This is a genomic window from Lentzea sp. NPDC020367, from assembly GCF_044387305.1.
GTDB lineage: Bacteria > Actinomycetota > Actinomycetes > Mycobacteriales > Pseudonocardiaceae > Lentzea.
Window position 1 is genome coordinate 403,570 of sequence record NZ_JBIRVV010000004.1, and the last position, 21,138, is coordinate 424,707.

At 68.4% G+C, this 21,138-nt stretch carries 22 protein-coding genes; 13 read left to right on the forward strand and 9 right to left on the reverse strand.

All coding sequences use genetic code 11. From position 1 onward, the window contains the following. Positions 1 to 17: 17 nt before the first annotated feature. The gene (locus ACH413_RS19530) at positions 18 to 530 is read right to left on the reverse strand and encodes a hypothetical protein (RefSeq protein ID WP_360034109.1); all 513 of its coding nucleotides are present in this window, start codon (positions 528 to 530) and stop codon (positions 18 to 20) included. A gap of 73 nt (positions 531 to 603) precedes the next feature. Between ACH413_RS19530 and ACH413_RS19535 the strand changes: the two genes are divergently transcribed. Continuing rightward, the gene (locus ACH413_RS19535; protein WP_360034106.1) at positions 604 to 996 is read left to right on the forward strand and encodes a GNAT family N-acetyltransferase; all 393 of its coding nucleotides are present in this window, start codon (positions 604 to 606) and stop codon (positions 994 to 996) included. Here ACH413_RS19535 and ACH413_RS19540 read toward each other — a convergent pair. Both ACH413_RS19540 and ACH413_RS19545 read right to left on the reverse strand, forming a co-directional pair. Next, positions 993 to 1,301: a hypothetical protein gene (locus tag ACH413_RS19540; protein ID WP_319981020.1), complete on the reverse strand. Its 309-nt coding sequence runs from the start codon at positions 1,299 to 1,301 to the stop codon at positions 993 to 995. The two genes, ACH413_RS19535 and ACH413_RS19540, sit on opposite strands and share 4 nt — an antisense overlap. A 15-nt stretch (positions 1,302 to 1,316) precedes the next feature. Beyond that, complete coding sequence (locus ACH413_RS19545) at positions 1,317 to 1,889, reverse strand: PadR family transcriptional regulator (protein ID WP_360034103.1); 573 nt, start codon at positions 1,887 to 1,889, stop codon at positions 1,317 to 1,319. A gap of 57 nt (positions 1,890 to 1,946) precedes the next feature. Here ACH413_RS19545 and ACH413_RS19550 point away from each other — a divergent pair, with 57 nt between their 5' ends. Beyond that, the gene (locus tag ACH413_RS19550) at positions 1,947 to 2,342 is read left to right on the forward strand and encodes a nuclear transport factor 2 family protein (protein ID WP_360034100.1); all 396 of its coding nucleotides are present in this window, start codon (positions 1,947 to 1,949) and stop codon (positions 2,340 to 2,342) included. On the opposite strand, the gene ACH413_RS19555 is transcribed toward ACH413_RS19550, so the two are convergent. From ACH413_RS19555 to ACH413_RS19565, 3 genes are read right to left on the reverse strand one after another with little or no spacing between them, the layout of a single operon-like run. Beyond that, positions 2,322 to 4,061 carry a hypothetical protein gene (locus ACH413_RS19555; RefSeq protein ID WP_360034097.1) on the reverse strand — a complete coding sequence of 580 codons (1,740 nt, stop codon included), beginning with the start codon at positions 4,059 to 4,061 and terminating at the stop codon, positions 2,322 to 2,324. The two genes, ACH413_RS19550 and ACH413_RS19555, sit on opposite strands and share 21 nt — an antisense overlap. A gap of 60 nt (positions 4,062 to 4,121) precedes the next feature. Beyond that, a complete protein-coding gene (locus tag ACH413_RS19560) occupies positions 4,122 to 4,844 on the reverse strand; it encodes a class I SAM-dependent methyltransferase (protein WP_360034094.1) in 723 nt (240 codons plus the stop codon). A gap of 32 nt (positions 4,845 to 4,876) precedes the next feature. Then, entirely contained in the window at positions 4,877 to 5,347 is a 471-nt protein-coding gene (locus ACH413_RS19565) for a nucleotidyltransferase domain-containing protein (protein WP_360034091.1), read from the reverse strand. 150 nt (positions 5,348 to 5,497) lie between these two features. Here ACH413_RS19565 and add point away from each other — a divergent pair, with 150 nt between their 5' ends. After that, positions 5,498 to 6,502 (forward strand): adenosine deaminase, encoded by a 1,005-nt coding sequence (gene add, locus ACH413_RS19570; RefSeq protein WP_360034088.1) that lies wholly within the window; start codon positions 5,498 to 5,500, stop codon positions 6,500 to 6,502. Positions 6,503 to 6,544: 42 nt separating this feature from the next. On the opposite strand, the gene ACH413_RS19575 is transcribed toward add, so the two are convergent. Next, positions 6,545 to 8,875: a hypothetical protein gene (locus tag ACH413_RS19575; RefSeq protein WP_360034085.1), complete on the reverse strand. Its 2,331-nt coding sequence runs from the start codon at positions 8,873 to 8,875 to the stop codon at positions 6,545 to 6,547. Between the two features lie 185 nt (positions 8,876 to 9,060). On the opposite strand from ACH413_RS19575, the gene ACH413_RS19580 reads away from it, so the two are divergent. From ACH413_RS19580 to ACH413_RS19600, 5 genes are all read left to right on the forward strand, one after another. After that, complete coding sequence (locus tag ACH413_RS19580; RefSeq protein WP_360034082.1) at positions 9,061 to 9,930, forward strand: SGNH/GDSL hydrolase family protein; 870 nt, start codon at positions 9,061 to 9,063, stop codon at positions 9,928 to 9,930. A gap of 84 nt (positions 9,931 to 10,014) precedes the next feature. Next, positions 10,015 to 10,932, forward strand: coding sequence for an AraC family transcriptional regulator (locus ACH413_RS19585; RefSeq protein ID WP_360034079.1), 918 nt, complete (start codon positions 10,015 to 10,017; stop codon positions 10,930 to 10,932). A 95-nt stretch (positions 10,933 to 11,027) separates the two neighbouring features. Next, a complete protein-coding gene (locus ACH413_RS19590) occupies positions 11,028 to 11,396 on the forward strand; it encodes an STAS domain-containing protein (protein ID WP_360034076.1) in 369 nt (122 codons plus the stop codon). An 11-nt stretch (positions 11,397 to 11,407) separates the two neighbouring features. Next, complete coding sequence (locus ACH413_RS19595) at positions 11,408 to 12,673, forward strand: tannase/feruloyl esterase family alpha/beta hydrolase (RefSeq protein ID WP_360034073.1); 1,266 nt, start codon at positions 11,408 to 11,410, stop codon at positions 12,671 to 12,673. A gap of 351 nt (positions 12,674 to 13,024) precedes the next feature. Further along, positions 13,025 to 13,564, forward strand: a complete 540-nt coding sequence (locus tag ACH413_RS19600) for an O-acetyl-ADP-ribose deacetylase (protein ID WP_360035117.1) — start codon at positions 13,025 to 13,027, stop codon at positions 13,562 to 13,564. Here the strand turns inward: ACH413_RS19600 and ACH413_RS19605 are convergent. Together ACH413_RS19605 and ACH413_RS19610 are read right to left on the reverse strand one after the other, a co-directional pair. Continuing rightward, on the reverse strand, positions 13,540 to 14,097 hold the full coding sequence (locus ACH413_RS19605; RefSeq protein ID WP_360034070.1) for a hypothetical protein: 558 nt from the start codon (positions 14,095 to 14,097) through the stop codon (positions 13,540 to 13,542). The genes ACH413_RS19600 and ACH413_RS19605 overlap by 25 nt on opposite strands. Beyond that, positions 14,094 to 15,083 (reverse strand): LacI family DNA-binding transcriptional regulator, encoded by a 990-nt coding sequence (locus ACH413_RS19610; protein WP_360034067.1) that lies wholly within the window; start codon positions 15,081 to 15,083, stop codon positions 14,094 to 14,096. Before ACH413_RS19610 ends, ACH413_RS19605 begins: the two co-directional genes overlap by 4 nt. A gap of 128 nt (positions 15,084 to 15,211) precedes the next feature. On the opposite strand from ACH413_RS19610, the gene ACH413_RS19615 reads away from it, so the two are divergent. From ACH413_RS19615 to ACH413_RS19635, 5 genes are all read left to right on the forward strand, one after another. Further along, positions 15,212 to 16,252 (forward strand): ABC transporter substrate-binding protein, encoded by a 1,041-nt coding sequence (locus ACH413_RS19615; RefSeq protein ID WP_360034064.1) that lies wholly within the window; start codon positions 15,212 to 15,214, stop codon positions 16,250 to 16,252. Continuing rightward, positions 16,242 to 17,756: a sugar ABC transporter ATP-binding protein gene (locus ACH413_RS19620; RefSeq protein ID WP_360034061.1), complete on the forward strand. Its 1,515-nt coding sequence runs from the start codon at positions 16,242 to 16,244 to the stop codon at positions 17,754 to 17,756. The genes ACH413_RS19615 and ACH413_RS19620 overlap by 11 nt, the downstream gene beginning before the upstream one ends. Beyond that, complete coding sequence (locus ACH413_RS19625; RefSeq protein WP_360034058.1) at positions 17,713 to 18,684, forward strand: ABC transporter permease; 972 nt, start codon at positions 17,713 to 17,715, stop codon at positions 18,682 to 18,684. Before ACH413_RS19620 ends, ACH413_RS19625 begins: the two co-directional genes overlap by 44 nt. Next, positions 18,681 to 19,649 (forward strand): ABC transporter permease, encoded by a 969-nt coding sequence (locus tag ACH413_RS19630; RefSeq protein WP_360034055.1) that lies wholly within the window; start codon positions 18,681 to 18,683, stop codon positions 19,647 to 19,649. Before ACH413_RS19625 ends, ACH413_RS19630 begins: the two co-directional genes overlap by 4 nt. A gap of 133 nt (positions 19,650 to 19,782) precedes the next feature. Further along, a partial coding sequence (locus ACH413_RS19635) for a glycoside hydrolase family 2 protein (RefSeq protein ID WP_396425022.1) occupies positions 19,783 to 21,138 on the forward strand: 1,356 nt, incomplete at its 3' end.

A 21,138-nucleotide genomic window follows, 5' to 3' on the forward strand; every position in this document is an offset into this window, starting at 1 on the left:
GGCCCTGTGAAGGGGATTCAGACCTGTTCAGCCGGAGGACCGCGCCACGACAGCACGTCCAGGAAGACGATCGCGGTCGGCGCGAGCGAGGGCGTGGCGACGACCAGGGGAGCGGTGGCGGGCAGGACGGCGAGCCTGCGGGGGAGAGTTGCCCTGACGGCGCGCGCGAGGGTGAGGATCGAGCGTTCGGCCGCGGCCAGTACGACGACCGTCAGTGCCGTGGCCACGACGTGCGAGGCGATCATGCGCGACGGCTCGGCCTCGTGCGCGTGCCGGAACGCGGCGAGCGACACCAGGACATGCATCGCGAGCTGCCCGCCGCCGATCAGCAGGAGCAGTCGCTGCCAGGTCAGCTCGTGCCGGGCGAACCCGGTCGTCGCCCACGTGAGCAGCGCGACCAGCGAGAAGAGCAGTCCCGCGTCGGGTAACTGACCGTCCGCGCTGGAGTGCGCGAGCACCGCGAGCGTGCCGTTGACGACGCCGACGGCAGCACAGCGCGCACGGCGCAGCGGAGCAGTCGGCAGGGTCACGACCAGCAGCTTAGCGGCCGAATTGGTCGAAACCACCCCTACGCAATATGTGAGAACTTGGTTCAATGCGCGGGTGATTTCGTACAGCACCGATCTCAGCGGCCTGACCGAGGCCGATCTCGCCGGCTTCTTCGTGGGCTGGCCCACCCCGCCGTCGCCCGCCCAGCACCTCGCCGTGCTGCACGGGAGCTACCGCGTGGTGATCGCGCGCTCACAGGACGAGGTCGCCGGCTTCGTGAACATGATCAGCGACGGCGTGCTGACGGCGTTCATCCCGTGGCTGGAGGTGCGGCCCTCGTTCCAGGGTCAGGGCATCGGCACCGAGCTGATGCGCCGGATCGTGGCCGAGGGCGCGCACCTGTACTCGGTGGACCTCACGTGCGACGACGCGCTGCGGCCGTACTACGAACGCCTCGGCATGGCCGCGCTGACCGGGATGGGCCTGCGCAACCGTTCCGTGCTCTAGATCCCTTCGAGATCCAGGGTCTGCTGGTGCGGGCCGCCGGTGAACGAGCTGGTGAGCAGGCCGGCGCTGCGGCACCGCCCGCACGTCACCGGTGAGGTCGTCGCCTTGAACCGGGTGAAGTCCCAGCTGCCCGTGCCGACGTGGCAGCCGGGGCCGGGCACCTCGAGGCCGAGCCAGCCCTGCAACCGCACGGCGTGCACGACGTCGGATCCGTCGAGGTAGCCGTTGAGCCGCCCCGCGAACCGGTGGCGCGCCTCTGCCGCGGGCGCGCTGAGTGCCTCCTGCAAGACCGAAATGCCGTTCATGAACCCGATTCAACCTCACGTGGACGCGTCGAGCCGTGCACCACGCCGCTCCAGCACGGTGAGGCTCCTGGCACACCACCGCACGTTGTCCCGCTCGAAGGACAAGCCGCGCAACAAGGTCAGGTACGGCCCGACCCGTTCGGCGGTCTCGAGGAACTCGTCCTCGGTGCGACCGTCGAGCAACTTGGCCCGCAGCCGTTCGTAGCGCTGGATCTTCGCCTCGGCCCACTGCCGGCGTTCGCGGATCGAGGCTTTCACCGCCTCGACGTCACCGGAGTCCGCCGCCAGCACCGCGACCAGCAGCTCGTCCCTGATCGCGGTCGGCTTGTGCTGCGCGGCGGTGAACCTCGTCAGCTCGTCGCGTCCTTTCGACGTCAACGAGAACAGGCGCTTGTTCGGCCGGCGTTCCTGCTCGACCGTTCTCGCCTCGATCAGCCCGTCGGTCTCCATCCGGTCGAGCTCCCGGTAGAGCTGCTGCGGCGTGCAGATCCAGAAGTTCGCCACGGACGCGTCGAACGCCTTGGCCAGGTCGTAGCCGGACGACTCCCCGTCGAGCAGAGCGGCCATCACGGCGTTGCGCAGCGACATCCTCCCAGGTTACGGTGCATCGACCTAGTCAACAAGTTGAGTATGTGAGGATTCGCCGTGAACGCATTCCGCAAGGCGGTCGAGGCACGCGACACCGAGGCGATGGCGGCGTGCCTGGCCGACAACGTCGTGTTCACCAGCCCTGTGGCGTTCGCGCCGTACCCCGGCAAGCCGCTGACCGCCGCGATCCTGCGCGGCGTGATGCGGGTGTTCGAGAACTTCCGCTACGAGCGCGAGATCATCGACGGTCCCAACCACGCGCTGGTGTTCCGGACCGAGGTGGGCGGCAAGGAGATCCAGGGCTGCGACTTCCTGCACCTGAACGAGGACGGCCTGATCGACGAGTTCACCGTCATGGTGCGCCCGCTGTCCGGCGCCCAGGCCCTGTCCGCGGCGATGGCCGCCCAGTTCGACCAGATCAAGGCCGAGGCGCTAGAAGCGTTCAACTCCTAACGCGGTCAACGCGAGGTCGAGGTTGCTCAGCCCCTGGAGGTTGCGCCCGGTCTGCGCCGCCAGCTCGACGATCGCCACGTTGCGCTGGTCGTCGGCCGACATCTTCTTGAGCGCCGCGTCGTCGCGGATCCCGGTCTCCCGCAGGAACACCATGACCGCGCCGACGCCGGCCAGGTCCGCGTCGCTGTAGGCCTGGTAGTTCTTCTGGTTGCTCAGCGAGGACATCACGACGATCAACGTGTTCCGCATGTCGTCGCGGGACATGGTGTTGAGCTGGTGCTGGCTGCGGAACCTGCCCGCCAGCAGCACCCCGCGGCCGTAGAAGGGCGTCGAACCCGGCCGTCTGCCGCGGGTGGCGAGATCGCTGCCCAGCGCGATCTGGGTCAGCTGCAGGTTCGTGAACCCCTGCAACGCCTGTCCCGCACCGGTCTGCGCGCCGAGCTCGACGATCATCACGTTGCGCTGGTCGTCGGACGACATCGTCTTGAGCGCCGCGTCGTCGCGCAATCCGTTGCGGCGCAGGAAGACCATCGCGGCACCCATGCCGGCGAGGGTGTCGTTGTCGTAGCGCTGGTAGTCGTTCTGCTTGCTCAGCGAGGCCATCACGACGATCAACGTGTTGCGCATGTCGTCGTGCGTCATGGTGTTGAGCTGGTGCTGCGTGCGGAATCCGCCTGCCAGCAGCACTCCCCGGATCGGGAACGAGATCACCGACCCCGCGCGCACCTCCACGTCGACGAAGTCCGCGCCCACGGTGGTGCGCCGCAACGAGAAGTCGCCTGCGGGGCAGGCCCAGTCGGTGAGCGACAACGCGGCCACCCCGTCGTACCGCACCCGGCCGTCGGGGTTGAGCGAGTGCACGGTCAGTCCCTCGACCCCGATCGCCTGGTCGTAGGAACCAGGCGTCGCGAGGCGCAGCTCCACGAGGAACGTCCGCCCGTCGCGTCGCTGGGACGGCACGGCGATCAGCACGGGTTTGCCCGAGCCCTGCGACCGGTAGTCGGGTGCGTACAGCCGTGTCGTCACCGGCAGACCGCGGACGCTCACCACCGACGAGCTGTCGCGGAACCGCTGGTCGGAGTACAGGTGCGCACCCGGCACCAGCGGTCCGACGATGCGGTTGGCCGGCACGCCCACGTAGGGCGACTGCATGTTCGGGCCACCGTCGGGCAGCTTCGCGGTCGCACCGCGGACCCAGCTCTGCGGGCCCGGCGCCGTCGGGCCGTAGCCGCGGGCGCTCATCGCGGAGTACGGCGAGGCGTACTCCCTGCCTTGGACGTCGAGCTCGTGCTGGAGCCCGTAGCCGTGGCCGAGCTCCTGGCACGCCGCGTCGAACGGCGTGATCGAGTCGACCACGGTCACCCGGATCCGTTTCGTGCCACCGGGAACGGGCACGTCCACCTCGCCGCCGCCCCACCAGCCGGTCGGCTGCGCGAGCCAGATCAGCAGGACGTCCGTGTGGGCCCAGTCGACCTGCGTGGCGGCCTTCACCACGGCCTCGTGCAGGCTCGCCCGCTTGGCGTTGTCGGACACCGGAACCGGGTTGGGGATCTCGACGGGGTCGTACACCTGGCTGCTCACGTCGAAGAGCCCGCGGGCCGACCGCCACCAGAAGTCACCCAGGCCGTGGTCGATGCCCGGCCGCATCCAGTTCTCGAACTGTTCGCGCGACCAGACGCTGTCCGCGGCCGTGTACCGCACCGGAACGACTGCGATCATCGTCGCCTCCTCTGTGCCGCCTGAGTGGACACAGAGGAACTCGGTCGCCGGCCAAGAACGTTACGCGGCCCGTTCGTACACGCTCACGTGCCGCGTGCTGGCCGCGACGAACGGCTCGCCGTTCCAGCCGCCGTGCCGCTCGCACAGCCGCAGCCCCGCGATGCGCGCCATGAGATCGAACTCGGACGGGTACGACAGCCGTTGCCGGATCGGGCCGAACCGGATGCCGTCCGCGCCGATGTGCACGTGGTTCTCGTCGAGCATCTGGGTCACGGGGTCGTAGCGGTTGACGTCGAGCCTGACGTGGTCGACCTCCACGGCCTCCACGTCGACGAACTGGTTGCGTGCGCGCGCCGCCCAGCTGGGCACGCCGCACTCGATCACGAACACGCCGTCCGCGGTGAGGTGGCGTGCCGCGTTCTCGAAGCAGCGGACCTGGTCGTCCTGGGTGAGCAGGTTGGTGATCGTGTTGTAGACGAGGTACACCAGGTCGTACGTGCGGCCGGTGCCCGTCTGGGACATGTCCCCCATGGTCACGGGGATGTCCTCGCCGCCGGGTTTCTCCCGCATGCGTGCGACCATGTGCGGCGACAGCTCGATGCCGTCGACCGCCACTCCGGCCTGCACCAGCGGCAGTGCGACGCGGCCGGTGCCGATCGCGAACTCCAGGGCGGACTTGCCGAACGCGGCGAGGAAGCGGACGGTGTCGTCCTCGTCGCCGCGCGGTGAGTTGTCGTAGTTCTGGGCGGTTTCGGGACTGAAGCTCGGATTGAATCCCTTCACCCGTCCCACGCTAGCCACGCCGCCAACTGGTTTTATCGCTCCAAGGAGCGCAGCAGAGCCAGATCGTGCAGGTCCCGTTCGCGCGGCTCGTAGCCCTGGTGGAAGAACAGCTGCTGCTCAGCCGACAGGCACGGCACGGTCGTTCCGCGGATCGTGCCGGTGACGAAGCACTCCGCCGGGTAGAGGAACGGTTCGCCGGGCGTCAGCGAGGACTGCTCGGCGCTGCCGTCCTCCTTGTAGCGCAACGGGTGCAGGTCGATCTCGCGGCCGTTCTGGTCTGTGAGCACGAATCGCACGGGCCGCCACGACAGCGTTTCCGTGAACCCGCGCGCCACCAGGGCTTGGAGGACTTGCGGTTCCTGCTCCTCGCGGTGCATGAGGTCGAGATCGCCGTGCGGACGTGTCTGCCTGCCCACCAGCGCGTCGATGCCCCAGCCGCCGCCGACGCAGACGTCGAAGCCGTCGAGCGCTGCCAGAACGCCGAGCACGTCCTCACCTGTCACGATCTCCACAGTAGCTGCTACGTTGAAGTTCGTGCCGGACTTCAAGCTGCCGCTCTACGGCGCTGACACCGAACGTGGCGACCTCGCTCCCTGAGTCGCCTCGCTCCTCCGCCACACCTCTCACCGTCGTACCGCACAGGGAGCTTTGCCATGCGTACGTTCATCCACGCCCTGCCCAAGGTCGAGTTGCACGTCCACCTCGTCGGATCGGCCGGCCTCGACACCGTCCTGGAACTCGCCCGGCGCCACCCGGAGGCCGGCGTGCCGACCGACCGCGCCGAACTGGAGCGCTTCTACACGTTCCGGGACTTCGACCACTTCCTGAAGGTGTACTGGGCGGTCCAGTCGATGCTGAAGGGCCGCGCCGACATCCACACCCTCGTCGTCGGCCTGGCACGGGAACTGGCCCGGCAGAACGTCCGGTACGCCGAGGTCACCGTCACGCCGTACAACCACGTCACGGACGGCATGGCCGGCGACGAACTCCTCGCGGGCCTCGAGTCCGGTCGCGCGGAGGCGGCGGCGCTGGGCGTCGACCTGGCCTGGTGCTTCGACATCCCGGGGGAGAAGGGTCTGGTGGCCGGACGGGAGACGCTGGCGTTCGCGCTGTCCGAACGCCCGGACGGCCTGGTGTCCTTCGGGCTGGCCGGGCCCGAGGCGGGCGTCGGGCGCGCCCAGTTCGCGCGCTTCTTCGACAAGGCAAGGGATGCGGGCCTGCACAGCGTGCCGCACGCGGGGGAGACCACCGGCCCGGAGACCGTCTGGTCCGCGCTGCGGGACCTGCGGGCCGAGCGGATCGGCCACGGCACGAGCTGCGTCGAGGACCCGGCGCTGGTGGAACACCTGGTGCTGAAGGGAATCCCGCTGGAGGTGTGCCCGACGTCCAACGTCCGCACGCGACAGGTCGCGTCGATCGAGGCGCATCCCGTGCGGCAGATGCTCGACGCGGGCGTGGTGGTCACGCTGAACACCGACGACCCGCCGTTCTTCGGCGCCACGCTCGAAGGCGAGTACCTGGCGGTGGCCACCGCGCTCGGTCTGACGCCCGCGCAGGTGGCGACGCTGGCGGAGAACGCCGTGCTGGCCTCGTTCCTGCCCAACGACCGCAAGACGTCGTTGCTGGAGGAGATCGCGGGCGTGCGCGCCTCGGTCTGAGGCCGGTGGCCCGCGGGCGTTCACCCGCGGGCCACCGCGAACTCACTGCTGTGGAACGGAGTACGACCGCTCGAGGTTGCCGGACACGACGCCCTCGGGCGTTCTGCTCGACACGGTCAGGTAGAACGTCCCGCTGGACGGCATGGTGACGGTGAACCGCGCCTTGCCGTCGGCACCCACCGGAACCACCTGCGGCGTGTTGAAGGCGATGTACCACAGGACTTCGTGCGACCCGGGCAACGCCGGCGTCACGACGTACTCGATCGGCACGTTCGGCCGTGCCGTCACCGGGCCACCATCCGGGAACTGCGGGCTCGTCAGGGTGGGAAGCGCCGGCTTCACCTGGAACACGTACGACTGGTCGTCGCTCTCCACACCGGTGTCCGTGACGCCGCGCACGTGCAGGTAGTGGTAGCCCGGCTTCTTGGGCGCCCACTGGACCTGCGTGCCCGTGGTGGTCTGCCACGGCTCGTCGCCGAACCTGTACTTGTACGACACGACGGGGAGCCGTGGCGACGAGAACGTGAACGTGCCGCTCTGGCCAGGAGCACCGCCCGGCTCGTACCTGTAGTCGGTGCTCGTCACCACCGGCGCCGGCGCTTCGGCGTCGATCGCGCTCTCACCCCAGCCGGAGCGGACTCCGGCCGCGTTGACGCTCGCCACCAGCACGTCGAAGGTGCCCTTGACCGTCGGCGTGTACTCGAACGTCAGCGTCCCGTCCGGTGCCGCGGGCAGCTGCTGCTCCGGGTCGTCGCCGATCCTGTACACATAGGACACAACACCGTCCCGGGCCGGCGACACGGTGATCGTGCGCTTCTCGCCGACGAGGCCGGACCACGGGCTGGTGTCGACCTCCGGTCGCACCTGGTCGACCGTGAACGAGCTGGTCGTGACGCCCGACCGGGCGCCGGCGGCGGTGACCGTCCATACCTTCAGGTCGTGCCACTCGGCACCGGGCTCGGTGTAGGTGAGGGTGAAGCGGCCCTTGCGGTCCTCACCGACCGGCACGGTCTGCTCCGCGCCGCCGTCGATCTGGTAGACGAACCGCGTGGCGCCGTCCTGGGTGGCGTTGAGCACGAACTGGCCGGGCTTGCCGAGCTCCAGCAACGGCCTCTGCACCCAGGGCGCGGTGGTGCGGACCCAGAAGCGGTAGGTCGTGCTGTCCGAACGGAGTCCGGCGCGGTCGATGCTCTGGACCTGGACGTACAGCGGGCCGTCCTTGTCCGGTGTGATCGTGATCGTCGCCTTGCCGCCGGGAGCGTCCGCCTCCACCCGGCCGTAGGGGACGCCGATGCCGTCGTAGGTGAACGCGACGACGTCCTGCGCGCCGTTGGCGTCGAAGGTGAACTGGCCCGGGAGACCCTGCCCGCCGTCACCGGGAGGCGCACCGTTCTCCTGGTAGGTCGTGGAGGAGATCTTCGGAGCGCTCGGAGCCGTCACATCTGCGGTGAACTGGCACGGCGTGGACCACTCGGAGTTCGCGAACCCGTCCTCCGTGCGCACGGCGAACGCGTAGGTGCCGCCGTCCTTGACCATGCCCTCGGGGAACTGGGTGTCGACCACGCCGCCGCCGGGGAAGGGTGCCGCGACCTCTACCCGCTGCTCCGGTGCGTCCACCGGCCAGAACGCCATCCGCCCGGTGACGCCACCGCTGGGATCGGGGTCGGCGTCGTGCAGGGTCGCCCTGACGCGCGGCGTGAGGCTCGGGATGAAGCGCGTGGTGCCGTCGCACGCGCGGGCGTCGATCTTCAGGTCGGTCGGCGTCCCCGGCGGCGTGTTGAACGTCGTGCTCAGCACCGCGGCCGGGTCGTAGGTGCGGCCGTACTCGACCTTGCCCTGGAACTGCTCGGCGATCCGGAGCACGAACGTGATCTCCGTCCGGCCCTTCTCCAGCGCCTTCCTGATGGGCTCGGCGACGTTCCAGACGACCGCGGGCGACACGCAGTCCTGGTTCGGGTTCGGCTCGATCTTCGAGCTCTCCCAAGGCTGGTGCGCCCACGTGATCTTCTTCGGCGGCTGCACGACCCACAGCTGCGTGGCACGCGGCTTGGCGCAGTCGTTCGCGGCCTTCTCCGGCGTGCGCAGGTTCGCCGTGAACAGCTGCGTGCCCTTGAACCGCGTGATGTCGAAGGTGAAGTAGGACTTGCCGATGTGGTGCTTGGCGTCCCGCCAGGCGCCGACCTTCGCGTCGCCCGTCGTGATCTCCTGATGCGGCTGCTTGGAGTCGGTCGTGACCCACTTGGCCGGGTTGGACATGGCCCAGTTCGGTTGCTGGGCGGCGTGCGCGGTGCCGGGCACGGCCACCACGAGACCCGCGACGAGCGCGGCAACGAGTGCCCCGGCACCACGCCAGGGTCTGTCAGATGTTCTCAACGATCCCCCTAGAGAAGAACAGTCCGGCGGATCGTGACATCCACCCGGGACGTTTGTCATGGGAGTTCGGAAAGAAGTCCTCGCTGATGAGCGCACGTGGAGGGGCCGCCGCATCTCGTTTGGCGGCGCACGACTTCGTGTTTCGGGCACTATGGCGACGGCATGACATCAACATCGGGGGTTCAGTGAAAAGAACTATCGTTGTCCTCACAGCGGTTCTGGCCGCCCTGGGGATCGCTCCCACGGCCGGCGCGAGCTATTCCACGTCACTCGTGGTGCTCGGCGACTCGTACGCGTCGGGCACGGGAGCAGGCTCCTACCAAGACGGAACGACCGGGAACTGCTGGCGCAGCAACAACTCCTACGGTGAGCAGGTGGCGGCACGGCTGCGTGCGGCGGGCAGGCTCGGCTCGTTCGCGAACGTGAGCTGCAGCGGCGCCGCCACCGCGGACTTCTCCCGTCCCTTCAAGGACCGCCCGGCCCAGCTGGACGCCCTGAAGCGCGACACGAACCTGGTGCTGCTCACCGTAGGCACCAACGACATCGACTACGCGACGTACGGCGGCATCTGCATCCAGGCCGACTGCACGGGCGTGCCGACCGAGGCGATCCTCGCGAGGCTGCCGCAGATGGGGCTCAACGTCACCGCCCTGCTCACCGAGATCGACAAGCGCAGCCCGCACGCGCGAGTCGTCGTCGTGGGCTACGGCCGTCAGGTGTCCACTTCGGACAACCCGGAAGGCGCCACGCTCGACCCGATCTGCGGCGAGGGAATCCTCACCACCGAGGAACGCGCCCAGGGCAACCAGGTCGCCGACGGCATCGACGCCACTCTGCGCTCCGCCGTGACCAGGGCTGCCCGCCAGGGCGTCAACGCCACGTTCGCGAGCCCGTTCTCCCGCCCCGGCACGTTCGACGGCCACGCGCTGTGCGAGTCGGGCACCCCGTTCCTGCGCGGGTTCGACGCGCTGGCACCGGGTCAGGAGGGGCCGGAGGCCGTGTTCCACCCGAACCCGCAGGGGCAGACCGCCCTGGCCTCGCTCGTCCGCGCCTAGGTCCTGCGTGTTGCTTCCGCTCGCTCATCGGGCGAGCGGAAGCAACCGTATTGGCGATGGACACCGGCCAGACGGACGAGGATCGTGCAGCACGTGGAACAGGTCGTCGAGGTGGCGGACTTGGACGCGGCGCACGAGGTGTTGAACGCGGCTTACGGCCAGATGCGTCTCAACGCCGGCAGCGAGAACCCTCACATGCGGCTGTCGTCGCGGATACACGGGGACGTCCGGTTCGACGAGTTGTGCGGGCACATCTCGCTCGAGGTCAGCGTCGACCCGATGCGCAACTACGTCTTCGGGCACAACGGTGCCGGGGTCGTCTACTACAGTTCGGGCGGCGAGGACCGCTTCTGGCTGCCCGGCGAGGTGTTCCTGAGCGCACCGCCCGAAAGTTCGTTCGTCGGGGCGATCGCCGACCCGAGGTTGTCGACGGTGACGCTGCCGCAGTCGGTGATCGACCAGGTGGTCGACGGCGTGCGGTTCGCCGGTTTCGGACCGGCCTCACCTCAGGCAGCGGCAGTGTGGTGGTCCACCTGCGTGCAGCTGCGTGACGTGGTGCTACCGCATTTCGAGGACAACCCGCTGGTCACGGCGAACGCGATCCGCCTGCTGGTGACCACCACCCTCGCCACGTTCCCGAACACCACCCAAGCCCCGCCGACCTCTGCCGACCGGCGTGACGCTCACCCGAGAAGCCTGCGCCGTGCGGTCGCGTTCATCGAGGACCACGCCGCGACGGACATCTCCGCGGCCGACATAGCGCGTGCGGCGCGCGTGTCCAGCCGGGCGTTGCAACTCGCCTTCCGCCGTTACCTGGGCACGACACCGATGGCTTACCTCCGGGGTGTACGCCTCTCGTGCGCTCATGAGGACCTGAAGGCGGGCAACGGTTCCGTCACGGAGATCGCGGCTCGGTGGGGTTTCGCCCGTCCGAGTGTCTTCGCCGCGCACTACCGCCTCGTCCACGGCGTCTCGCCGTCCTGGACCTTGCGATCGCGTTGAGGACTTCGTTTTCCCGTCGGTGGCTTCGTTTCCGCTGCTATCGTTCGGGCCTCGCAGTGCGGTGAAGTGATGGCCCGTCTGCGAGGTGAGACCAGATGACCGCCTGTGAGACCAGCCCGTTCGCCGTGCGGACCCAACGCTCCGGCACCCGCTTCACGGCCACCTGCCGTGGCGAGATGGACATGACGACCTGCGACCTGCTCTTCGCCGCCGTGTTGCCCGGTGTCACCGACACCACCACAGACCGCGTGTCGGTGGACATGGCGGAGGTGACGTTCCTGTCCGCGAGCGGCCTGCGCACCCTCCTGCTCCTGCTGTGCGCCGCCCACCACAGCGGCAAGTCGTTCGACCTGCGCCACACCCAGCCCCAGGTGCGCCGAGTGCTGGACCTGTTCGGCTTCACCACCTTCAAAGCGGGCCTTGTGTGGGAGGCAACCATGTCGCCGAGGAGCCACCACAACTAGCTTGACCAGCTATGTTGCTCCCGCTGGTACTCGTACTCGCGCTCACCCCGCCGACGTCCGCGATGACGGTCCCCGGCGCCGAACATCAGCAACTGACCCACCTGGCCGACCTCACCACAACGGGCCTGGTCGCCACCGGCCACACCGACCCGGCAGACTGGGCGGGCCTCACCAGCGCCGCCCTGCCCGTCCCCGCCGCCGTGCCGGGAACCCAGATCGACGGCTACTTCCCGGACACCTCCCGCACGAACACCAACCACGGCTGGCACGACTCCCAGTTCGTGGTCAGACTGCCCGACCGCTGGAACGGCGGCCTGGTCGTGACCGGCGCCCCCGGCGTACGCGAGCAGTACGCCAACGACCGAGCCATCTCCGACTGGGTCCTCTCCCGCGGCTACGCCTTCGCCGCCACGGACAAGGGCAACACCGGCGCCCAGTTCTACCGCGACGGCCGAGCGATGGAGGAGTGGAACCACCGCTTCACCCAGCTCACCATCGCCGCGAAGTCCGTTGTCTCCCAACGCTACGGCCGAGCCCCACGCAGGACGATCGCCACCGGCATCTCCAACGGCGGCTACCTGGTCCGCTGGCAACTGGAGAACCGCCCGCACCTCTACGACGGCGGCGTGGACTGGGAGGGAACACTGTGGACAGTCGCGGGCCCGAACCCGCTCACGTTCCTGCCACCAGTCCTCCGCGCCTACCCGGCCTACCTGGCAGGCGAACCCGGCGCGCACGAGGCGATGGTCGCGGCGGGCTTTCCGGCCGGCACGGAATTCCTGTGGGACTACCACTACCGCTACTACTGGGACCTCACCCAGCGCATCTACCGCGAGGAGTTCGATCCCGGGTTCGACGGTGGGTTGGAGGCCGGCGTGCCGTTCTGCGCTCCTGGGAGTGCTGCTTGCGACGCTGACTACTCCTACGCTTCTCGACGTCGCATTGCTGGTCCTGCGGTTTCCCGGGTCGCGTTGACCGGCAAGGTGAAGCGGCCGTTGCTGACGGTGCACGGGACTTACGACGTGTTGCTGCCGATCAGTCAGGATTCGGACGTGTATGCGGGGATGACGCCGGATCGATTGCACCGGTACTACCGGGTGGAGCAGGGCACGCACGTGGATGGGCTGGTGGATGCGTATCCGGATCGGTTGCGGCCCCTTGCGCCTTGCCATCGGGCGGCGTTCGTGGCGTTGGAGCGGTGGTTGGACGGGGTGGAGCCGCCTCGGTCGGCGACTCTGCCGAGGCCGGCCGACGTGGCCACCTGCCCGTTGTCTTGATCGCGGGGCTTGGCGCCGGCCTTGCGATCGCGAGGCCGGCGCCAAGCCCTGATGCGATGGCAGCGCATCCATCGCCGTGATCGCTGCGAGAGGCCCCGCCCACCCAGGGGGCTGACCACCACACCACCCAGCAACGACTTTATCCGCGCGCACGCCTGTCAAGCCCCTCCTGAGCGGATCTGTGGACAACTCGGTCTCGCCGCACGACAACCCCCGAGTTGTCCACAGATCGCCGAGCAGCACCTTGACAACGCCGATACGGCGCTATGTTCAGTGGAGGTCGGTGGCCTGCCCCCTGGGTGGGCGGGGCCTCTCGTCAGGCTCGCGATCATGAACCCGGCACGTGCCCGAATGCGATGGCAGTGCATCGAGCACCGTGATCCAATCGGGGACGTGGCCACCATCGAGTACGTCCTCGGCGACATCACCGAGCAGGAAGTCGACGTGATCGTGAACGCCGCCAACTCCTCCCTGCTGGGCGGCGGGGGAGTGGACGGCGCGATCCACCGCAAGGGCGGCCCGGACATCCTCGCCGACTGCCGCAAGCTGCGCGCCGGCCACTACGGCGGCGGCCTCAAGACCGGCCAGGCCGTCGCGACCACCGCGGGCCGCCTCAAAGCGCAGTGGGTGGTGCACACCGTCGGCCCGGTCTGGTCGGCCACCGAAGACCGTTCCCACCTACTGGCCGACTGCCACCGCAACGCACTCCAGGCAGCGGCCGAACTCAAAGCGCAAACGATCGCGTTCCCAGCCATCTCCACCGGCATCTACCGCTGGCCGCCAGAAGACGCCGCAAGAATCGCCCACGAGGCCACGCAAAACTCCCCAGTACCGCTGATCAGGTTCGTCCTGTTCGACCAGCGAACCTACGACGCCTTCGCCCGCCCGTAGTCCGCGATCTCCATCGCCCACCGGTACACCTCGACCGGATCACCCAAGGTCGCGGGCAGCGAAGGATGAACCAGAGTCCCGTTCAACGCCCGAAGCAGGTCGTACAGCCCGAGGTGGGTCCAATCCCACAACATGCTGTCGAAGTTGTAGGCACGCATCAACGGCGTGAGCCGCGCACGAATCGAATCGATCGAAGCCTGGGAGAGCCCCACGGCGTGCAGCCGCGCATCGGTGGCTGCGGCATGCTCAGCGCTGAACGAAGTGTCGAGGAACGGCTCGAACAGGTTGCCCCACACGTCGAGGCGCCCCGCGACGGAAATCCCGTGGCGCTGGCAGAACTCGGCCAACCCGGCCGAATCATCCCAGGACAAGAACAGGGTCTCGCCGGACGTGGTGCGGATCTCCGGCGGACCGACCTGCGTGGAAGCGTCCCGGACGGCGGACGCCGGCAGGACGCCGTGGGGGTGCACGCTGGCCCACGGGAACTCGTAGTCCGCGAAGACGATGTGGTCCGGGCCGAACGTCACCGTCATCGGGCCACGGTGCTTTCCCTCACCTGCAACGAGAACGGGGTCTCGACGTCCTCCAGCGCCGAGTCGCGGGATTCGGCGCGGCGGTGCAGCAGGTCTACGGCGGCGCGGGCGATGGCGCCCTTGTCCGGGGCGACGGAGGTCAGGGACGGGGAGCTGTAGACGCTCTCCTCGTTGTTGTCGAAGCCCACGACGGCGAGGTCCTGGGGCACGCGCACGAAACGTTCGGCTGCCGCTCGCATGGCGCCGATGGCCAGCAGGTCGTTGAAGCAGAACACGGCGTCCGGCGGGTTGCGCAGGTCCAGCAGCGACTTCATCGCGGCGGCGCCGTCCGCGCGGTGGTAGTTCAGCGCCGGCACGACCAGCTCGTCGACGAACGGCAGCGAGGCCTCGGCCAGCGCCGCGCGGTAGCCCTCCAGACGCAGGGCAGCGGTGCCTCGGTGGGGGTGGGCGCCGATCGCGGCGATTCGTTGGTGCCCCAACGAGATCAGGTGGCGGACGGCGGCCTGGGCTGCCGCTACGTTGTCGATGCCCACGCGGGAGATCGGGACGTCGACGGCGTGCTCACCCAGCAGGACGGCGGGGACGGACAGCTGGAAGTCGTCGACCTGCAACGCCTCCGGGCTGAGGATCGCCGCGTCGACCAGGTGCGGGCCGAGTGACGCGAGCGCGGAGCGTTCGCCGGCCAGGGTGCCGAACGTCTGCTCGATGAGCACGTTCCACTCGTGTTCCTGGGCGGCGGCGATGACCAGGCCCGCGAGCTCGGCGAAGTAGGGGATCGAGAGTTCGGGCAGCACCAGGGCGATGAAGCCGGTGCGGCCGCGGCGCAGGTTGCGGGCACCGAGGTTGGGCCGGTAGCCGGTGGCCTCCAGCGCCTCCTCGACGCGGCGGCGGTTGTCCGCTTTGACGAACGAGTAGCCGTTGACCACGTTCGACACCGTTTTGACCGAGACGCCCGCCAGGCGGGCTACGTCCTTGAGCGTGGCCAACTGTTCCTCCAGAAGATTCCGGGAAAAAGATACCGGGACGGTCTCAGGTCTTTACAACGTTGGAACAACGATGCAAATCTAGCGCCTGAGAGCGCGTCCACGCATAGCCCGCCGTGTAGGAGCCAACGATGTCTCGCATGTTGCTCATCGCCGTCGCCGCCCTGCTGGTCACGGGGTGCACAGCCAGAGAAACCCCGACGACCGCGACGAGCGGAGGTCCGGCGGCGTCCGCCGCGCAGAACCAAAGCGCTGGTCCCGGCTGTGCGCGGAGCAAGACCGGGTACCCGCAGGTCGACCTGAAGGGTGCCAAGGTCGGCTTCTCCCAGTCGGAGAAGGAAGCGAACCCGTTCCGCACCGCCGAGACGCAGTCGATCAAGGACGAGGCTGCGAAGCGGGGTGCCGAGCTGCTGTACACGAACGCGCAGAGCGACCTGAACAAGCAGATCAGCGACATCAAGTCGATGATCGACCGCGGCGCGCAACTGCTGATCGTGGCGCCGCTCAACTCCGACGGCCTGCAGCCCGCGTTCGACGCTGCCAAGGCCAAGAAGGTGCCGGTCGTGACGATCGACCGCAAGGTCACCTCGCAGCCGTGCACCGACTACCTGACCTTCATCGGTTCAGACTTCGTCAAGCAGGGCGAACGCGCCGCCCAGCAGATGATCAAGGCGACCGGCGGCACCGGCAAGGTCGCGATCCTGCTCGGCGCCTCGGGCAACAACGTCACGGTCGACCGCACCAAGGGCTTCAAGGACGGCATCGCCGGCACGCCCGGCCTCACCGTCGTCGCCGAGCAGACCGGCGAGTTCGACAGGTCCAAGGGCCAGGCCGTGATGGAGCAGCTCATCCAGAGCAACCCGGACATCACCGCCGTCTACGCCGAGAACGACGAGATGGGCGTCGGCGCCGTCACCGCGCTCAAGGCCGCGAACAAGGTGCCGGGCAAGGACGTCAAGGTCGTGTCCATCGACGGCACGCGCAACGCCGTGCAGCTGATCGCGGACGGCAGCTACACCGCCGTGGTCGAGTCCAACCCGCGCTTCGGCCCGCTCGCGTTCGACACGCTGGAGAAGTTCGGCAAGGGCGACGAGATCCCGCAGAACATCGTGATCTCCGACGACGAGTACGACACGACGAACGCGGCGCAGAAGCTCGGCAATGCCTACTGATCCGGTCATCGAGGTCGCCGGCGTGACGAAGACGTTCGCCGGCGTCCAGGCTCTCGGCGACGTCGACTTCACGCTCCAGCGCGGCGAGATCCACGCGCTGGTGGGGGAGAACGGCGCCGGCAAGTCCACGCTGATCAAGGTGCTGACCGGCATCCACACCCCGGATGCCGGTCAGATCACCCGGAACGGGCACATCTCCACGATCTACCAGGAGGTGAACCTCGTTCCGCTGATGAGCGTGGCCGCCAACCTGTTCCTGGGCCGCGAGCCGCGCAACCGGTTCGGCCTGATCGACCGCGCCCGCCGCAACGCCGACGCCTCAGAACTCCTGCGGGGCTACGGCATCACGGCGGACGTGAGCAGTCCACTCGGGACGCTCGCGGTCGGCGAGCAGCAGATGGTCGCGCTCGCCAGGGCGGTCGAGGCGAACGCGGACGTCGTGATCATGGACGAGCCCACGTCGTCGCTGGAGCCGCGCGAGGTCGAGACTCTGCTCGGCGTCGTGCGGAAACTCCACGAGGCGGGCATCTCGATCATCTACGTCAGCCACCGCATGGACGAGCTGTACCGGATCTGTGACGCGGTCACGGTCCTCAGAGACGGGCGAAACGTTCACAGTGGTCCTCTCAAAGAACTTCCGCGCATCGAGCTGGTGTCGCTGATGCTCGGCAGATCGGTCACGGAGATCGAGAAGCACGGCACCACGGCGTTCGGCGAGGGGCACCACGCCGACACCCAGCCGGTGCTCGAAGCGCAGGACCTGACCAGCAGGCCGCGCATCAACGGCGTCAACGTGTCGATCAGGCCCGGCGAGGTCGTCGGCCTCGCCGGTCTGCTCGGATCGGGCCGGACCGAGACCGCGAAGGCGATCATCGGCGCGCTTCCGCTCGACGGCGGCACCGTGCTCGTCGCGGGCAAACCGGTGTCGCACAACGTGAAGTCGGCGATGAGGGCGGGCATCAGCATGCTCGCCGAGGACCGCAAGACCGAGGGCATCATCCCGAACCTGTCCGTGCGCGAGAACATCGTGCTGGCCGCGCTGCCGAGGCTCAGCCGGTTCGGTGTGATCAGCCGGTCCAAACAGGACCGGATCGTGGACACGTTCATCAAACGTCTGCGCATCAAGGTGTCCAGCCCCGAGCAGAAGGTCGCGGAACTGTCCGGCGGCAACCAGCAGAAGGTCCTGCTGGCCAGGTGGCTGTGCACCGAACCCAGGATCCTGCTGCTCGACGAACCGACGCGCGGCATCGACGTCGGCGCCAAGGCGGAGGTCCAGGAACTGATCGACGAGCTCGCGCGGGAAGGCCTGGCGGTGCTGCTGATCAGTTCCGAGCTGGACGAACTGCTCGACGGAGCGGACCGTCTCGTCGTGCTGCGCGACGGATCGGTCGTCGGCGAGCTGGAAGGCGACCAACTCACGAGTGAGCACGTGCTCAAGGCGATCGCGGCGGAGGTGAGGGATGGCTCAGACGACCACGCGGTCAGCCACCAGAACGGCAACTAGCACCGCGGCCGCGAGGACGCGCTGGTTGCAGGACAACGGTGTCTACGTCGCCGTTGCCGTGCTGCTGCTGTTCAACGCCCTGTTCACGTCCAACTTCCTGACGCTGGGCAACTTCACCACCCAGCTCGTCCAGGCCGCGCCCGTGCTGATCGTCGCGCTCGGCATGGCACTGGTGATCGGCACCGAAGGCGTCGACCTGAGCGTCGGCGCGGTCATGGCGCTGGCCGCCGCGATCATCCCGCTCTACCTGGGCGCCGGCCCGCTCGTCGCGATCGTGATGGCGCTCGTCGTCGGCGTGCTCGCGGGAGCGTTCAACGGGTTCCTCGTCGCCAAGGTCGGCATCCAGCCGATCGTCGCCACCCTCGCACTGCTGGTCGGCGGGCGCGGACTGGCGCTGGTCATCGCCGACGGCCAGCTCGTCCAGTTGCACGACCAGGCGTTCCTGGAGCTCGGCACCGGCGACGTGCTCGGAGTCCCGATCAGCGTGCTGATCGCGGGAGTCCTGGCGCTCGTCATCGCCGGCCTGACGAACCGCACGACGTTCGGCCGTCAGCTCGTCGCGGTCGGCGGCAACCGCAAGGCGGCCACGCTGGCAGGGCTGCCGGTCAACCGGGTGCTGATCGGCGTCTACGCGATCTGCGGCGTGCTCGCGGCGATCGCCGGTGTGCTGGCCACGTCCCGGCTCTCCGCCAGCGACCCGGCCGACATGGGCCTGCTGATGGAACTGTCCGCGATCACCGCGGTGGTCGTCGGCGGTACCCCGCTCACCGGGGGCAAGGTCCGCGTGCTCGGCACCGTGTTCGGCGTGATCCTGATGCAGCTCGTCCGGGCCACCCTGATCAAGCACAACCTGCCGGACTCGATCGCGCAGATGGTCCAGGCCGCGATCATCATCGCCGCCGTGTACGTGGCACGGGAGCGCCGATGATCACCACGACCACTCCCTCCGTTCCCAAGGCGGCCGCGAGGACCAAGGTCCTGCAACGCCAGGGCGCCGCCGTGGCGCTCGTGCTGATGGTCGCCGTGTCCTGGCTGGTCTTCCCGCGGTTCGGCAGCCTCGACAACCTGCGCGACCTCGCGCTGCAGGGCTCGTTCCTCGCGGTGATCGCGATCGGCATGACGTTCGTGATCATCACGGGCGGCATCGACCTGTCCGTCGGCTCGCTCTACGCGCTCGGCGGCGTGCTCGCGGCCTGGGGCTCGCAGTACGGGTTCCTGGCGGCGCTCGCACTGCCGTTGGTGGTGTGCGGGTTGATCGGCCTGATCAACGGTCTGCTGATCGCCCGCACGAACATGGCGCCGTTCATCGTCACGCTGGCGTCGCTGCTGTTCGCCCGCGGACTCCTGCTCGCGATCACCGACGAGGGCGCCAACACCTACAAGATCCCGGCGGGCAGCGCGTTCGTCGAACTGGGCCGCGGCACCGTCCTCGGCTTCGGTTATCCGATCTTCATCGCGGCCGTGCTCGCCGTCCTCGGCGGGATGATCCTCAACCGCACGAGCTTCGGCCAGAACGTGTTCGCGACCGGCGGGGCCGAGCAGTCGGCGGTCCTGCTGGGCGTTCCCGTCGCGAAGACCAAGATCCTCGTCTACACGATGAGCGGCACGCTGGCGGGTCTCGCCGGCGCCCTGACCGCCGCTTATCTGCAGTCGGGCGTCACGGTCATCGGCGTCGGCCTCGAACTGGACGCCATCTCGGTCGTCGTCATCGGCGGAACCCTGCTGACCGGTGGCATGGGCACGATCCTCGGCACCGTGATCGGCGTGGGCCTGATCAAGGTCATCCAGAACGTCATCAACCAGATCGGCACGCTCGACAGCAACTACCAGTCGGTGGTCAGCGGCGTGTTCTTGCTCATCGTCGTCGTCCTGCAGCGAATATTGCGAAGATAGGAGAGCCATGACCAGACGCGTCCTGGGCGTATTGGTCTCGATCCTGATCACAGCAACGTTCATAACGCCAACAGCGCACGCGGCGGAGTGGGTACCGAAAGTCCCTCCGCTCTCGACACCCTGGACCTCCCAGGTGTCGCCGACGAACGCCCTGCCCGAGTACCCGCGACCGCAGCTGGTGCGCACCGAGTGGCAGAACCTCAACGGTGTCTGGGAGTTCGCCGGGGCACCGAACCTGAACAGTCCGCCGATCGGCCGCCCGCTGGCTGAAGGCGTCCTCGTGCCGTACCCGATCGAGTCCGCTCTGTCGGGGATCAAGCGGCACGAGGACAACATGTTCTACCGCCGCACCTTCACCGTTCCGTCCACTTGGAACGGTCGCAACGTCAAGCTCAACTTCGGTGCCGTGACCTGGGAAACGCGCGTCTGGGTCAACGGCAGGCAGGTCGGCACGCACACCGGCGGCTTCGACGCGTTCTCGTTCGACATCACCTCGGCACTCACGACCGGCGCGAACGAGATCATCGTCGGCGTCACCTCGACGGTCGACGGCAGCCGCTATCCGATCGGCAAGCAACGCCGCAACCCCAGCGGGATCTTCTACACCGCCGCGTCCGGCATCTGGCAGACGGTGTGGCTGGAACCGGTGCGGGCAGCCAACATCACGCGTCTCGACACCACGCCGAACGTCGGCGCGGGCGCGCTCGACCTGGTCGTGCAGGGCACCGCCGGCCAGTCGGTCACGGCCGAGGTGCTCAGCGGCGGGCAGGTGGTCGGCAGGCAGACCGGCACGACCGGTGGCTCGCTGCGGGTGCCGGTGCCGAACGCCCGGCTGTGGTCGCCGGACGACCCGTTCCTCTACGACCTGCGCGTGACGCTGGCCAGTGGGGACGTCGTGACGGGCTACTTCGGCATGCGCTCGCTCGGCAAGGCGATGATCGGCGGCGTCATGCGGCCGATGCTGAACGGGAAGTTCGTCTTCCAGAGCGGCACGCTGGACCAGGGCTACTGGCCGGACGGCATCTACACCGCGCCGACCGACGAGGCGTTGCGCTTCGACCTCGAGCGCCAGAAGGCGCTGGGGTTCAACATGGTCCGCAAGCACATCAAGGTCGAACCGGCGCGCTGGTTCTACCACGCGGACCGGCTCGGCCTGATGGTGTGGCAGGACATGCCGGCGGTCGACTCGATCGACGAGGTGCCGAACTCGCACGCCAACTACGAGTCCGAGCTGCGCCGGATGATCGACCAGCTCAAGGGCATCACGTCGATCGTGCAGTGGGTGCCGTTCAACGAGGGCTGGGGCGAGTACGACGCGGGCCGGATCGTGAACCTGATCCGCTCGATCGACAACACCCGCCTGATCAACCACAACTCGGGATCCAACTGCTGCGTCTCGGATCCCGATCCCGGCAACGGTGACGTGATCGACGACCACCACTACCAGATTTCGGCCAACACCCGGCTGCCCGACAGCAACCGGGTCGCG